Source organism: Mesonia maritima (assembly GCF_042433895.1).
GTDB classification, from domain to species: domain Bacteria; phylum Bacteroidota; class Bacteroidia; order Flavobacteriales; family Flavobacteriaceae; genus Mesonia; species Mesonia maritima.
The window spans coordinates 188,295-202,370 of the sequence record NZ_JBHLUA010000027.1; the positions used below are offsets into that span (position 1 = coordinate 188,295).

The 14,076-nt window shown below is 32.9% G+C and carries 17 protein-coding genes; 3 read left to right on the top strand and 14 right to left on the bottom strand.

The window, feature by feature from the left end; genetic code table 11:
* Position 1: 1 nt before the first annotated feature.
* The 3 genes from accC to ACFFGL_RS14540 all read right to left on the bottom strand — a co-directional run bounded on the left by accC (position 2) and on the right by ACFFGL_RS14540 (position 3,211).
* Entirely contained in the window at positions 2 to 1,447 is a 1,446-nt protein-coding gene (gene accC / locus ACFFGL_RS14530; protein ID WP_309727774.1) for an acetyl-CoA carboxylase biotin carboxylase subunit, read from the bottom strand.
* A 68-nt stretch (positions 1,448 to 1,515) separates the two neighbouring features.
* The gene (locus ACFFGL_RS14535) at positions 1,516 to 2,001 is read right to left on the bottom strand and encodes an acetyl-CoA carboxylase biotin carboxyl carrier protein subunit (protein ID WP_309727775.1); all 486 of its coding nucleotides are present in this window, start codon (positions 1,999 to 2,001) and stop codon (positions 1,516 to 1,518) included.
* 199 nt (positions 2,002 to 2,200) lie between these two features.
* Complete coding sequence (locus tag ACFFGL_RS14540; protein ID WP_309727776.1) at positions 2,201 to 3,211, bottom strand: NADP-dependent oxidoreductase; 1,011 nt, start codon at positions 3,209 to 3,211, stop codon at positions 2,201 to 2,203.
* A 96-nt stretch (positions 3,212 to 3,307) separates the two neighbouring features.
* Between ACFFGL_RS14540 and ACFFGL_RS14545 the strand changes: the two genes are divergently transcribed.
* Positions 3,308 to 3,511: a hypothetical protein gene (locus tag ACFFGL_RS14545; protein WP_309727777.1), complete on the top strand. Its 204-nt coding sequence runs from the start codon at positions 3,308 to 3,310 to the stop codon at positions 3,509 to 3,511.
* 17 nt (positions 3,512 to 3,528) lie between these two features.
* Here the strand turns inward: ACFFGL_RS14545 and ACFFGL_RS14550 are convergent, their stop codons facing one another.
* From ACFFGL_RS14550 to ACFFGL_RS14565, 4 genes are all read right to left on the bottom strand, one after another.
* Positions 3,529 to 3,942, bottom strand: coding sequence for a DUF6691 family protein (locus ACFFGL_RS14550; RefSeq protein WP_309727778.1), 414 nt, complete (start codon positions 3,940 to 3,942; stop codon positions 3,529 to 3,531).
* 10 nt (positions 3,943 to 3,952) lie between these two features.
* Positions 3,953 to 4,504 (bottom strand): YeeE/YedE family protein, encoded by a 552-nt coding sequence (locus ACFFGL_RS14555; RefSeq protein ID WP_309727779.1) that lies wholly within the window; start codon positions 4,502 to 4,504, stop codon positions 3,953 to 3,955.
* A gap of 126 nt (positions 4,505 to 4,630) precedes the next feature.
* Positions 4,631 to 5,965: an MBL fold metallo-hydrolase gene (locus ACFFGL_RS14560; protein ID WP_309727780.1), complete on the bottom strand. Its 1,335-nt coding sequence runs from the start codon at positions 5,963 to 5,965 to the stop codon at positions 4,631 to 4,633.
* Positions 5,946 to 6,875: a sterol desaturase family protein gene (locus ACFFGL_RS14565; protein WP_309727781.1), complete on the bottom strand. Its 930-nt coding sequence runs from the start codon at positions 6,873 to 6,875 to the stop codon at positions 5,946 to 5,948. Before ACFFGL_RS14565 ends, ACFFGL_RS14560 begins: the two co-directional genes overlap by 20 nt.
* A 180-nt stretch (positions 6,876 to 7,055) precedes the next feature.
* On the opposite strand from ACFFGL_RS14565, the gene ACFFGL_RS14570 reads away from it, so the two are divergent.
* Together ACFFGL_RS14570 and ACFFGL_RS14575 are read left to right on the top strand one after the other, a co-directional pair.
* Positions 7,056 to 7,688 carry a Crp/Fnr family transcriptional regulator gene (locus tag ACFFGL_RS14570; protein ID WP_309727782.1) on the top strand — a complete coding sequence of 211 codons (633 nt, stop codon included), beginning with the start codon at positions 7,056 to 7,058 and terminating at the stop codon, positions 7,686 to 7,688.
* A gap of 56 nt (positions 7,689 to 7,744) precedes the next feature.
* Positions 7,745 to 8,551 (top strand): sulfite exporter TauE/SafE family protein, encoded by an 807-nt coding sequence (locus tag ACFFGL_RS14575; protein ID WP_309727783.1) that lies wholly within the window; start codon positions 7,745 to 7,747, stop codon positions 8,549 to 8,551.
* Positions 8,552 to 8,553: 2 nt separating this feature from the next.
* Here ACFFGL_RS14575 and ACFFGL_RS14580 read toward each other — a convergent pair whose 3' ends face one another.
* The 7 genes from ACFFGL_RS14580 to ACFFGL_RS14610 form a co-directional block, all read right to left on the bottom strand.
* Positions 8,554 to 9,090 carry a DUF1697 domain-containing protein gene (locus tag ACFFGL_RS14580; protein ID WP_309727784.1) on the bottom strand — a complete coding sequence of 179 codons (537 nt, stop codon included), beginning with the start codon at positions 9,088 to 9,090 and terminating at the stop codon, positions 8,554 to 8,556.
* Positions 9,091 to 9,149: 59 nt separating this feature from the next.
* Positions 9,150 to 9,737 carry a TlpA family protein disulfide reductase gene (locus ACFFGL_RS14585; protein ID WP_309727785.1) on the bottom strand — a complete coding sequence of 196 codons (588 nt, stop codon included), beginning with the start codon at positions 9,735 to 9,737 and terminating at the stop codon, positions 9,150 to 9,152.
* A gap of 6 nt (positions 9,738 to 9,743) precedes the next feature.
* Positions 9,744 to 11,393 carry a bifunctional metallophosphatase/5'-nucleotidase gene (locus ACFFGL_RS14590; RefSeq protein WP_309727786.1) on the bottom strand — a complete coding sequence of 550 codons (1,650 nt, stop codon included), beginning with the start codon at positions 11,391 to 11,393 and terminating at the stop codon, positions 9,744 to 9,746.
* Between the two features lie 10 nt (positions 11,394 to 11,403).
* On the bottom strand, positions 11,404 to 11,823 hold the full coding sequence (locus ACFFGL_RS14595; RefSeq protein WP_309727787.1) for a DsrE family protein: 420 nt from the start codon (positions 11,821 to 11,823) through the stop codon (positions 11,404 to 11,406).
* Positions 11,820 to 12,224 (bottom strand): DoxX family protein, encoded by a 405-nt coding sequence (locus tag ACFFGL_RS14600; RefSeq protein WP_309727788.1) that lies wholly within the window; start codon positions 12,222 to 12,224, stop codon positions 11,820 to 11,822. The genes ACFFGL_RS14595 and ACFFGL_RS14600 overlap by 4 nt, the downstream gene beginning before the upstream one ends.
* Before the next feature lie 62 nt (positions 12,225 to 12,286).
* Entirely contained in the window at positions 12,287 to 12,643 is a 357-nt protein-coding gene (locus ACFFGL_RS14605) for a hypothetical protein (RefSeq protein WP_309727789.1), read from the bottom strand.
* Between the two features lie 61 nt (positions 12,644 to 12,704).
* Complete coding sequence (locus ACFFGL_RS14610; protein WP_309727790.1) at positions 12,705 to 14,069, bottom strand: alpha/beta hydrolase family protein; 1,365 nt, start codon at positions 14,067 to 14,069, stop codon at positions 12,705 to 12,707.
* Positions 14,070 to 14,076 lie beyond the last annotated feature (7 nt).

Genomic DNA, 14,076 nt, shown 5'->3' on the forward strand with positions numbered 1-14,076 from the left:
TTTATTCAGTAATCGGTAAACGCAATGCTTTTTGATCTTTTAAATATTGACGTAAGGCAATAATTGCCGCAAGTTTGGCTTCTTCTTCCGTTTCGGCATGAAGTTTTTCTGCGGAATAATAGTTTTTCACGAAATGGGTATCGAAATTTCCACTTCGGAAGGCTTCATGTTCACAAACAAATTTTCCGAAAGGTAAGGTTGTCATTACACCATCTACTTCATAATCGTTAATCGCTTTAATCATGAGTTGAATAGCCTCTTCTCTACTCTTTCCGTAGGTAACGAGTTTTGCCAACATCGGGTCGTAATAAATCGGGACGTCCATTCCTTCTTCAAAACCATTATCTAAACGAATTCCTTCGCCGCTAGGCATACGATATTTTTCTAATTTTCCGACACTAGGAAGAAAATCATCTAAGGGATTTTCAGCATAAACTCTTAATTCTAACGCGTGACCAGTAATGGTTAAATCGTCTTGACTAAATGCTAATTTTTCACCGCGAGCTACTTTTATTTGCTGTTCTACCAAGTCTATTCCTGTAATTAATTCAGTCACGGGATGTTCTACTTGTAAACGCGTGTTCATTTCTAAAAAGTAGAAATTTCTATTTTCATCGAATAAAAACTCTACCGTTCCGGCGCCAACATAATCACAAGATTTTGCAACACGGACGGCCGCTTCACCCATTTCTTTTCTAAGTTTTTCGTCTAAAACTACTGAAGGTGCTTCTTCTACAACTTTCTGGTGACGACGCTGAATGCTACATTCACGTTCAAAAAGATGTAAGACATTTCCATGGGTATCGGCTAAAATTTGAATTTCAATATGACGCGGTGAGGCCACGTATTTTTCAATAAAAACTGAACCATCGCCGAAAGCTGATTCTGCTTCGCTGATGGCTCGTTTCATTTGTTCTTCTAATTTTTTCTCTTCTTCTACTACGCGCATTCCTTTTCCGCCACCGCCAGCAGACGCTTTTATAAGAATTGGATAGCCAATATCTTTAGCGATTTCTTTGGCTTTTTTAGTATCGGTAATGGCTTCATCTATTCCGGGAACCATTGGAATGTCATAGGCTTTTACCGCGTCTTTTGCGGCTAATTTGCTCCCCATAATTTTAATGGCCTTAGAGCCGGGACCAATCCATGTGATATTATTTTTTTCCACAGATTCAGCGAAATCTGCATTTTCACTTAAAAATCCGTAGCCGGGATGAATACCATCTACATTTAATTCTTTTGCTACTTCTATAATTTTATCGCCTAATAAATAGGATTGATTTGAAGGTGCTTCTCCTACACAAACCGCTTCATCTGCAAATTTTACGTGCGGTGCGTTTCGATCTGCTGTAGAATAAATTGCTACGGTTTTGATGCCCATTTTCTGAATGGTTTTCATAACGCGTAATGCAATTTCTCCACGATTGGCAACCAATATTTTTTTCATAATAAATTGTACTATTTTGAATTTTCAATCATAAAACTCTTTTTAATTCTTGAGCTTATAATGAAAGTTTATTCCATTTCGATTAGCAATTGATTTTTTTCGACGGTTTGTCCTTTTTCTATAGAAATAGATTTTATAACCGCGTCTCTTGGCGCTGTTAAAGCGTTTTCCATTTTCATCGCTTCTAGCACTAATAAATAGTCGCCTTCTTTTACTTCATCGCCTTCTTTTACATTTACTTCTAAAATTAAGCCGGGCATTGGCGCGTGAATTTCATTTACCATTTGAGCGTTTCCTAACGAAAGGCCCATTTCTTCAATAAGTAAATCGAGCTCGTTTGCGATATCGACTTCGTAATTATTAGAATTAATTTTTACGGTGTATTTCCGTTTTAGAAAATCACTTTCGATAATTTCTGCTTTAAAAGATCGATGTTCTTTTAAAAGGTGGTATTTTTTTTCGGAAATTTCTTGTGTATCAAGCTGTTGAATTTCATCTAAGGTGAAGTCTAATTCAATATCTTGGTTAACTTTTACACGGTAATTTTTATCCATAATGATAGCTTATGTGTAGTAATATTTAGTTGTTTGGTAAATATATAAAATCTAAATTGATTTTTTATTGGGCTAAGAATATTCAGAAATAGAAATTTAACTGAAATTCATTTTCTATATGCTAAAAAAATATCCCAAAACATTGAAAATATTTTGGGATAGTTATGTTGCTTATGAACGTTAGACTTTCAGCTTTCAATTATTCGTCTGCCACTTTTACGACCATTTTTCCTTTGTTTTCTCCCGAAAATAAATCGATAAAAGCTTGCGGAATATTCTCGAAACCTTCACGAACCGTTTCCTCATATTTCAATTTACCTTCTTGAAGCCATTTAGCTAGTTGCTTTGTGCCTTCAGCAAAATTTTCTTTATAATCGTTTCGTACGGTGAAACCTTGCATTTTTACACTTTTCTTTATGAGAATTCCTTCTACACGCGGTCCAGTTACAGTTTCTTCTTTATTATATTGAGAGATCGCTCCGCAGTTAATTACTCTCCCGTTTCTATTGATATTCTGTAAAGTTGCATCAAGAATTTTTCCGCCGACATTATCAAAATAAACATCGACACCATTGGAAGCTGCTTTTGAAATAGCTTCTTTCATATTCTCGGTAGTTTTATAATTAATGCCTTCGTCGTAATTAAATTTTTCTTTAATCAATTTAATTTTTTCATCAGAACCTGCAATTCCTATAGTTTTGCAACCATAAATTTTAGCAATTTGTCCTACGGCACTTCCCACGGAGCCTGCTGCACCGGAAACTAAAACCGTTTCGCCTTCTTTGGGTTGACCAATATCTGTTAAGCCGAAATAGGCCGTTAAACCTGTCATTCCTAAAATTCCTAAATAAGCAGAAAGTTTTGCCTGATTGGAATCAACTTTTTGAAGGTTTTCTCCTTTTGCTATCTGATATTCTTTCCAAGCCAAATGGCCAAGAACGTAATCTCCCTCTTTAAGATTTTCGCATTCAGATTTTTCTACTTTCGCGATAATCGCCGAAGTAATAGGTTTCCCAATTTGAAAAGGCTCTATATACGATTCTTCATCGCGCATTCTTCCTCTTAAATAAGGATCTACTGAAACATAGATCGTTTTTAAAAGTACTTCGTTTTCTTTTGGTGATTTAACTTCTTCCTCTTTAAACTCAAAATTAGAAGTTTGGGGAGTTTTTTTAGGACGCTCTTTTAATAGAATACTTTGCGTTTTCATTTTTTATTTAAAAATAAAGAAATGTAATTGCATAGCCCGTTAAGAAGTTACTAAATAAAAAAACTAATCAAAGTTGTAACTAAAAAACCCAAGTAAATGTCAAATAAAGAACTAATTAAAACTATTGATATGAAAACAAATTATTTAGTAATCATTACTGGAATTTTAGGTGTTTTATTTTGTGGTTATTTTTTGATAACCGAAAAAGATATACCTACAAGTTTAATCGGTTTTATTAGCGGAACAAGTTTAATATTTATGTGGAGCCAATTAAGAAAATTGAATAAAAAAGTGGTTTAATAATAATTGAAATAAGATTAATGTGGTAATTTATTTTTAAATATTCCGTATAGAAAAGTTCCGATTATTGCACCAATAATAACAATTAAAATTGAAATATAACCAACTCCGGCTAACGTGTACATTGGTCCCGGACAAGCGCCGGCAAGCGCCCAACCTAAACCAAAAATTATTCCGCCCAATAAATAACGAGCTATACTTTTTTCTTTCGGTTGTAACGAAAGTTCTGAACCATCGATCGCTTTTATATTTTTTCGTTTAAAAAACTGAACACCAACTAAACCGACGGCCACAGCAGATCCCATAATGCCGTACATATGAAAACTAGCAAAATTGAACATTTCGTAAATTCTAAACCACGAAGCGGCTTCAGATTTATACATTACAATTCCGAAAAGTATTCCTGTAATTAAATAGATTATTGTCTTCATAAAGATTTGTTTAAAAAATAAAAGGATAAAAAAGGTGAACCATTACTAAACCGCCAATAAAAAAACCGATTATTGCAATAAGCGATGGGAGTTGTAAATTACTTAAACCAGAAATTCCGTGGCCTGAAGTACAACCGCCTGCATAACGAGCACCAAAACCAACTAAAAGTCCGCCGCCAAGAAGAATTAATATATTTTTTAAATTTAAGCTTTCCAATGCAAAAATTTCGGTAGGTAAATAAGCTTTTCCCGCACTGTAAATTCCGTATTCGTGGAGTTGCGGAAACAAATTTTCATTTATTTCTACGGTATTTGAAGATAAATAATTTGCCGCCAAATAACCGCCAATTGCCGCTCCCACGACAATTACTAAATTCCATTTTTGGGATTTCCAATTGAAGTTGAAAAAATCGGAATATTTCCCAGCACCGCCAATTGAACAAAGTGTTCTAAGGTTAGATGACATTCCGAATTTCTTTCCGATTAATAATAGGAATAACATAATAAATGCTATTGCCGGTCCGCCGATATACCACGGCCAAGGTTCATAAATTAAATTCATTTTCTACAATTTTCAACAAATATCATTTTTTAAACTGAAGGTTTTAGTAACCCAAGTTACCTAAGTGCTAAAAACTAAAAAATCCGTCGCATTGCAACGGATTCTTCAATTAAAATAAATTTTTATTTATAAATACTCTTTAATCGCATCGCTTAAATCGAGTACAGACGTTTTATCTATGTATTTATCGATAATACTGCTTCCTGCGGCGCTTCTATAACCAGCTGCACAATGTACAACAATTGGTTTTTCAGTTGGTATTTCTTGTACACGTTCTCTTAATTCGTGTAACGGAATATTTATAGAATTTTCAAATGGTTTTTTAGTTTCTACTTCCGGGACATTTCTAATATCTACAATAGTGTAATTGGAAGAGTTTTCTTTGAAAGCTTCTAAATTAATTTCTTCAGATTTTTCTAAATTGCCTGCTAACGTCACAATCGCTTTTAGTTGTTTTTCATAACCGATTTTTGCGATTCTACTTAAAGTTGTTTCAATCATATCTACAGAAGGAACTACAACGTAAAATTCTTCTTCAGGTTTTACAATCGCACCTAACCAAGTTTCTAATTTTTGCGCTTCGCGGATTCCTATAATATTAAAACTTTCCGGTAAATGATTGGCTTTAAAATCATCGGCAGAGCGAATATCGATAATGGTTGTATCTTTTTCAACTTGCGAAACATTTAACAATACCGGAACTTCGCCAATACTTTTTAAGAAATTATCGGGTCCTTTTTTATTGGTATCTACATCAAATCCGAAATAATGCGGAATCATCGGTTGATCTTGTAATAATTCGTTTACAAATTCCTCTTCGGTTTGTTCTTGAAAAGCCCAATTGCTCATTCGCTCTTGTCCTAAGGTTGAAGAGGAAGCATCACTCATATTTTTTCCGCATAAAGAACCAGCGCCGTGGGCGGGATAAACAAGAGTTTCATCTGGCAAATCATTATATTTTTGTTGCATTGTATGATACATTTGCTTTGCCAATTCTTCACGCTTTGCGTGCATATTCCCGGCTTTTTCGCGTAAATCTGGTCTTCCCACATTTCCGATGAAAAGTGTATCGCCTGTAAAAACTGCTTTTTCATTTTTGGCTTCGGCAACAATTGAAATACTATCGGGTGAATGTCCCGGGGTATTTATAGCTGAAAATTTTACTGTTCCCATTGTGAAGTTATCGCCATCATCAAAACTTTGGTGTGGATAATCGGCTCCTAAATCTTTACTGGTATAAATTGTCGCGCCGGTTTCTTTATGAATTTGTAAATGACTGCTCACAAAATCGGCGTGCGGATGCGTTTCAAAAACAGCAACAATTACAGCGTTATTTTCTTCAGCAAATTGATAATACGGCATTGGGTTTCTAGAAGGATCGACCAAGGCCATTTTCCCTTCGCTTACAATGGCATAAGAATAATGTGCTAAAGCTTTATCGTTAAATTGTTTTATTTTCATGATTTCTTATTTTATTGAACTTTTTTTGTGTTGTAGTTTGTTTATGTTGAAATGGATATGCGAGTTGTTTCCCGAACCCTTCCGGAAAATTTTCATCGCCTTCAAAACCTAATTCTATATTTTTTCCGTTTTTAGGAATGTAAGCCGTTCCGAATAAATAATCCCAAATGCTTAAACTTAAGCCGTAATTCATTCCGTAAGGTCTATCTTTTGGTAATTTTTTAGAATGATGCCAAATGTGCATTTTTGGGTTATTCAGCAAATAGCCGAAAATTCCGTAATTCCAACCTAAATTGGCGTGATTTAAATGACCTATAAATACGGCAAACATGTGAACGATAAAAAATTCTTGAATGCCAAAACCAATCATCGCTAACGGAATATATTGTACACTTTTATACACGATGGTTTCCATAAAGTGAAAGCGGAATTGCGCGGCAAAACCCATTTCTTTTACGCTATGGTGAATTTTATGAAATTTCCATAACCAAGGTCTTCTATGTAATTGTCGATGAACGTTCCACTGAATAAAATCAGCGATTACAAACATAATTAATAATTGCGACCAAGCGGGTAAATCTTGCACTTCAATCGCGACCAAATTTTCTATACCAAAGAGCGCTAAAAAATCATTGAACAATTCTACCCCAACATTAGAAATAGCATTGTAACCGACGAGCGAGAACAGAAAAAAATTAAAAAGAATATAAAAACTATCGAGCCAAAATCCTTTTCTGAAAACTGCTTGATTTTTTCGCCACGGAATTAAAATTTCAAGCACCCAAACCAATAACGAAAGCCCGATGAGCCAATAAAAATAATTGGTCCACGAAGGATTTGAAATTTCATCTACCAAATAATTAAAATATCCGGTAAATGAGTCTTTTATTATTTTAAGGTACTTTTCCACTTAAATTTTTATTTCGATACAAAAATACATAATAAGTTTACTTCTCACGGTAACCAAAGTTACAGTCGAATAAATTGCCTATAAATAGTAAGTAGCAAATAAGATTCCACTTTCACAATTTTAAATATTTATACAGAAAGGAATTTAAATTTTAGTAATTTTCAATTCTAAAAAATAAGAATGACAAATACGTTGCAATCTTTATATGCGTCGGTTTTTCAACCCGAATTGCTTAAAGAAATAGAAGAAATAGGAATCGAAAAAAAAGTTAAAGCAGGCGAAGAACTTATACAAAATGGCGATTATGTACGCTCGATGCCTTTATTAATTGAAGGCGCTTTAAAAATTTCAAGAATCGATGAAAACGGAAACGAACTTCTACTCTATTTTTTAGAAAAAGGCGAAACTTGCGCGATGACGCTGAGTTGTTGTGTGTCTCATCATAAAAGTGAAATTAACGCGGTCGCGGAAACCGATTCCACACTAATTATGATTCCTATTCAAAAAATGGAAGAATGGTCTTCTACTTACAAAAGTTGGCGAAATTTTGTGTTCGAAAGTTACCACAATCGATTAATGGAAGTTTTACAAGCGATAGACAATATTGCTTTTTCTAAACTAGACGAACGTTTGTTGCATTATTTAGCTGAAAAAAAGAAAATCGCCAATTCTAATACCTTACATTTAACGCATCAAGAAATCGCAACCGATTTACATTCTTCTCGCGTGGTGATTTCCCGCTTATTGAAAAAATTAGAAAATCAAAACCGACTTAAAATTCAACGAAATAATATTGAATTAATCGCAATGTAACTTAGATTACGTTATTGCTAATTTATAATTGCTAATTTCGTTACAGATTTAATAAAATGATTGAAATTTTAGGTTATTTAGGAGCATTAGTAATCGGAATAGTTTTAGGCTTAACCGGCGGCGGCGGTTCAATTTTAACGGTTCCTGTATTGGTTTACATTTTAGCGATAAACCCGGTAGTAGCGACTGGCTATTCACTTTTCGTAGTAGGAACTTCGGCTTTATTTGGTGCGGTAAAAAATATTCAGAAAGGATTAGTAAATTTTAAATCTTCGCTCATTTTTGCAATTCCGGCGGTTATCGCAGTTTTTTCTACACGAAAATTTATAATTCCCGCGATTCCCCATGTTTTACTAGAAACTTCAAGTATTGTATTAACCAAAGAAATCGCGATTATGATTTTTTTCGCGTTACTGATGTTAGTCGCTTCATTTTCGATGATTATTGACAGAAAAGATTCTTTAAAAACTCCTTCAAATACTGAAAATTCAAACGATTTAAATATCGGGTTATTAATTTTATTAGGAGTTTTAACCGGATTAATTACCGGTTCTGTTGGCGCTGGCGGTGGTTTTATAATTGTTCCTATTTTAGTTTTATTGGCAAAATTACCAATGAAAAAAGCCGCGGCGACTTCCCTTTTTATTATCGCCATAAATTCTTTACTCGGTTTTTTAGGAGATGTAACCACAATTGATATCGACTGGGTTTTTCTCTTAACTTTTTCAGCTATTGCGGTTGTCGGAATATTTATCGGAATTTACTTGAATAAATTTATCGATGGAAAAAAGCTAAAAAAAGGTTTCGGCTGGTTTGTACTTCTTATGGGAATATATATTTTTTGGAAAGAAATGTCGATGTAAAATCAGTTTAGCTTCGCTCCTATTTTTTCAATTGTGTTCCAATTTCTGGTCGTTAATTGCTTTTGAAAAGCTTTATCCATTTTTTCCATCGCTTTGGTCGATTTCCCTTTTGAAAGATCAACCACCGAAAAAAGTTCATTTTTATTGACTTTTACCAAGCGAAAAGAATCATCTTCTAAACTTTCTAAAACCGATTTATTCTTTAAATCTTCATATAAAAAACTTACATACAAGCGAATATCTTTATTTAATTCAATAGATTGAAACGGATTTTCCGCTAACATTTTTTCTATTTCAGTCTTCGTTTTTACAACCGTAGGAATCGCAAAACCAAAATTTTCTTCTAATAACTCACTTAATTCTTGCTGAATTTTTTCTGAAGAAGTTTCTGCTGAATCAAAAATTACATTACCTGAATTTAATAAGGTAATTATATTTTGACAGCTGTTTTTCTTCAACAACATTTTTAAATCTTTCATCGGAACTTTATGTTTTCCACCAACATTTATTCCTCTTAAAAAAGCGATATAGGTTTTCATATTTATAATTTACATGTGTAAAATTAAAAAAGCTGCTCACAACTGAAGCAGCTTTTTTTCTATTGATTTTTAAGTTCTTTCAAAAAATTAATAAATTCTTCTGAACTATAATTTGCGATTCCTTCGTGTTTATAAGCAATTGCGCCATTTTTATCTAACACAAACGTTGTTGGAATGCTAAACACCGATAAATCTTTTGGAATTTTACCTTGCGCTTGATGAATATCAAATTCGTATTCTTTACGTTGAATATAATTTTTAGCTTTAGTAAAATCTTTATTTTGATTAATCATTAAAAAAACAACATCTTTTTCATCTTTAAACTTTTGATGTAGTTTATGAATACTAGGCATTTCTGCTACACAAGGCGGACACCAAGTTGCCCAATAATTTACAAAAACTACTTTTCCTTTTAAATCATTTAAATTTAATTGTTCTCCGTTTTGATTAACCAAAGAGAATGAATAATTTTTAGACTCAGTAATTTTTTCAACATTTTCAATTGAAGGATTAAAAAAGCCTAATTTTAGCATTCCGCTTTGTAAAAAACCAAAAACTTCAGCTCTTAAACTCGAAGAAAAAAGCACAACAATTAACGCAATCCAGAAAATATAATTCCAAATTTTATTTCTTTTTTTAGTTTTCATTTTTTTCTATTTAAATTCATAAGCTGTGTTGGGAACAGTAGAAAACGAATGTACACCTAATTGTTCGCAATAAGCTCTTTTTTCTAGCTTTGGCGAGACTGGCGAAAATTTCTGCAAATATTCTTCAACTGCATCGTGAATTGTATAATTTTTCACTTCTACATCTTTCACATTTGGCATTCTGCAAAGATTATCCATAGGATCGCCGGGACGAACACAAGCTGAAATGGAATAATATTTCTCCTCTTCGAGCGGTTTTCCTCCAATACTAATCGTATTTATTCTATTTCCTTTTGGTTTACTGATATCAAAATCTATTTTCATCCCTGAAAATCTAACCAACCAACCGCCGAAACGTTCTGTTGGATTTGGTGAAAAAGCATTGTGAATTTCATTTTCTAACCAGTTTTTTAGTTGCCTTCCGCTAACTTTTCCAGTTTTTATTTTTTCATTTACCGGCAGAACATTCCATAGATTAGCTTTTGTAATGGGCGCCGGCTTTCCATTTTCAGGAACAATAGGGTTTCCGAATCTAAAGCCGTTAGAAATAGCAATATCGACACCGGTTTTCCATTTTGCAGCGTCTGTTATCATATTATCCATTGGGTCTTCTACTGTTAAATAACGATATAGCGGAACGTCTGTATAACCAATTATTTCTTCCATTTCTTCTTTATATGGAGCTTTGGCTTTTTCAACTAACTGCGCAATTTTTTTATCGGCCGGATATTTATTTGGATCTACTTCTAGTAACTCATAATTATCTGCTACAATTTCCCCATTTACAATTTTTAAATTAAGTTTTCCAACAAAAGAACCGAAAGCGCCCGGTTCTGTCACTTTCGCAAATTTTCCTTGAATAGGTTCTCGCACTCTTTCATGCGTATCATTTCCTAAAATATAATCTACATTTTTTGCTATAGGATTATTGGCTAATTCTACTTGTTTAAAAATTCCAAAGTGCGTGACCAAAAATAAAACATCAACTTTTTCTTTATTTTTTAAATCCTGAATTTGCTTTTGTAAATGTTTTAATCCGGTAAAATTAATTCCTTTACTAAATTCGGGATTTTGCCGAATAGGAACATCCGGGTCGTTTACGCCAATAAAACCAATTTTTACGCCTTCAATTTCTTTAATAAAATAAGAAGGAAATAAATTTTCATTATTTTTTTCGTGATACATATTTTGAGCAATTACCGGTGTTTCATATTTCTGAAGCACATCTAGCATTTGTTTTTTTCCGTAAACAACTTCCCAATTTCCAGGAATTAAAACATCATAATTCATCTGTTTAATTAGCTTCGGAAAAATATTTCCTTTAGATAAGGCTGCATAACCGCTTCCTTGAATTAAATCGCCACCATCTACAATTATTGTATTGCCGGGATTTTTAGCACGTTCTTTTTCAAACAAGGTTTTAATATTCGCTAAACCGCCACGATTTTTAAATACAATTTTACCATTTTCCCAAAAAAGTTCTGGATGCGTATCTAATTGCCCGTGAATATCTGCAGTTTGCAAAATCGTTACAGAAACGGTATCGTTTTCCGCAATATTAATTTTATCACTTTTTTGAGTTGATTTTACATCTTTACATGCGATTAATACGCTTGAAAAAATCAATATTATTAAGAGTTTATTATAATTTTTCATCTCCATTTTTTTATAGTTCTATACTTAAATATCCTTCTTGCTGCTTTTTAAAATTGTAGAGAATTCCGTTTTCTACAATAGTTAATTTTGCAGGTAATTTTGTTTTATCCACCTTGAATTTTTTTAAGGAAAAACCACAAGCATGAATCTTAACATTTAACTTTTCAGCTTGTTGTAAAAATGACTCAATAGCTAAAGGGTTTTCTAAATCTTTCACAGTTTTTCCGCAAATAACAACTTCAAATTTTCCGAATGTTGAAGGATTTTCGCTTTTAAGTTCTTCAGCAGTAATTAAGATTGGTTTTAATTGCGGAATTTTACGTGTTAACACAATGTAGTTTGTGGATTTTTCATGTGATAAATTTTCTTGTGCATTCATCGAAAAAAATGAACAAAAAATAATTAAGCTACTTAGAATAAATATTTTCATAACTTTTTATTATTAATTTTAATATTGTTGATTATAAAGTAAAGGAGTCCACCAATTATAGCTATATTTTTAAATAACGGACCTAAAGTGGTAATTTGTCCCACTTGAATTGTTAAGGTAATCGGGAGTAAAACTAGCGCAAGAATGCTAGCCGAAATTCTGGTTTTAAAACCAATTAAAAGTGCAAAACCGGCAATAAACATGACAATTCCTGAAAGAATGACCAACAATTTTGGATCGCCAAAAAAATAGGCAATTCCTTTAAAATTAGCCGATTCAATTCTTTGTACCGTTTTTTCGGAATTCGATAAATGGTTAAAACTTGCCACGAGAAAAATTCCGCTTAGCATTACTCGAAGTAGTTGAATAGAGCGAGCGCTCACCAACACTTGATTTTTCATAACATATTTTTAATTGAAAAATGTTCTTTTAGAGAATCCTAAAAGTTTATGATTATTAAAAATTATGCTTGTTTAGGTGGCGGAAGTTGTTGTTCGTAATAAGGTGATAATAGCGAACTGTGTAAATAGGAAAAAAATGATATTTCTTTTTCTAAATTAACTGATTTATATTGAAAATCAGAAATTTGAAAAGTGTTCTGACAGTTTAAATTTAATACAAAAGAAGCCGTAAGAGTTTCGGTAGAAAAGTTTTCTTGTGACTGCGGTTTTTGTTTAGCGTTTTTCTTTTTACAAAACGGATTTACAAACGTAATTTCATCTGAATCTAATAGCAATTGAAATACATTTGCTTCAACTAAAAATAGTTTACTGGTAAATAACAGACAACATAAAACCGCTATGTAAGCTTTTTTCTTCATCACTTCCAAAGATAAAATAGAAGTTATAAATTAAAAGTGACTTTGGTTACAAAACTAAAATTTAGTTAGCAGTTGTTCGTAAAAGCCAATCGGAAATAATACGCAAAGCTACAGGAGAAATGGTTTGTTCAATTTCTGCATATTCGTTTGGCAAACCGGTTTTACTTTCTTGAAAAAGATGATTTAATTTTTCAATTTCTCGCATAGTCACTTTTTTATTTCCTTTTGCGGTTAAGGTAGTTTTTATGGCTGACAAATTTTCTTTGGCGGGAACTTGCAAATCATTACTTCCGTTAATCGCTAAAACCGGACATTTCACTTTTTCCAAAATCGGTTTTGGGTTGTAACGAATAAAATTATACATCCACGGACTTGTAAGTTGTTGAGCTAATTTTTGCGCTTGCGCTGTGGTTTGCACTTCATCAAAATTTTCATCTAGATAATTAGCAAGTTTTTGTTGAAAAGCTTCATTATTTTCAGTTGAATTCACGATCATTTGGTAAGCTTTTCCTAATTGTTGCTGACTTTTTTCTATTGTTTCTGCATCTACTCCTAATTTTTCTTGTATTGCCTTTTTCTGGGAAAGCAACAAATCGCTTCCTTGAACTCCGGCGCCAGCCATAAGTATAATAAAAGCTACATTTTTATTTCGAGCCGCAATTATTGGCGCTACAGAACCGCCTTCGCTATGACCAATAAGTCCAATATTTTCTGAATCGATATCTTTTCTGGTTTCTAGATAATTGAAAAAGCTTTCCACATCATCTGCAAAATCATAACTTGTAGCGGTAGAAAAAACACCTTCAGATTCACCAACACCGCGTTCATCAAAACGTAAAACAGCAAAACCATTTCTTGTTAAATAATCTGAAAGCAATAAAAATGGTTTATGACCAAGAATTTCTGAATCTCTATTTTGAGGACCGCTACCACTTATTAAAATTACCGCTGGTGCTTTTTTCACGTTTTCAGGAAGTGTTAGCGTTGCGGCAAGATTTATTCCGGCTTTTTCATTTTTAACATTAATATTTTTTGATTTATACGGAAATGGTTCTTTAGGTTCTTGAGGTCGATTTAATTTTTTTTCACCCGGTGTTAATTTTAGTGGAAGCGTAAGCCCGGCTTGTTTATAATTTCCTACAAAAGCATTATTTTCATATTTTCCTTCGTAGGTAATTCCTGCCATTGCGATATTCAGCGTTAAGGTGGAATCTTTAAAAGTTGTAGTGGTTACCGGTAAATCTTTTACACCTTGCTTGGGAATATCGACCACAGAAGAATAATTATCGCCGTCTTTTGTAATGGTAAACGTAAACCCAATTTTTGTTCCTTGAACTTCAATATCGCCGCTCCAATTACCTTCAATATTTTGTGCAAAAATTATCGTCGAAAAAAATATAAAAAATAATGTAAGTCTAGTTTTCATAAGTAGT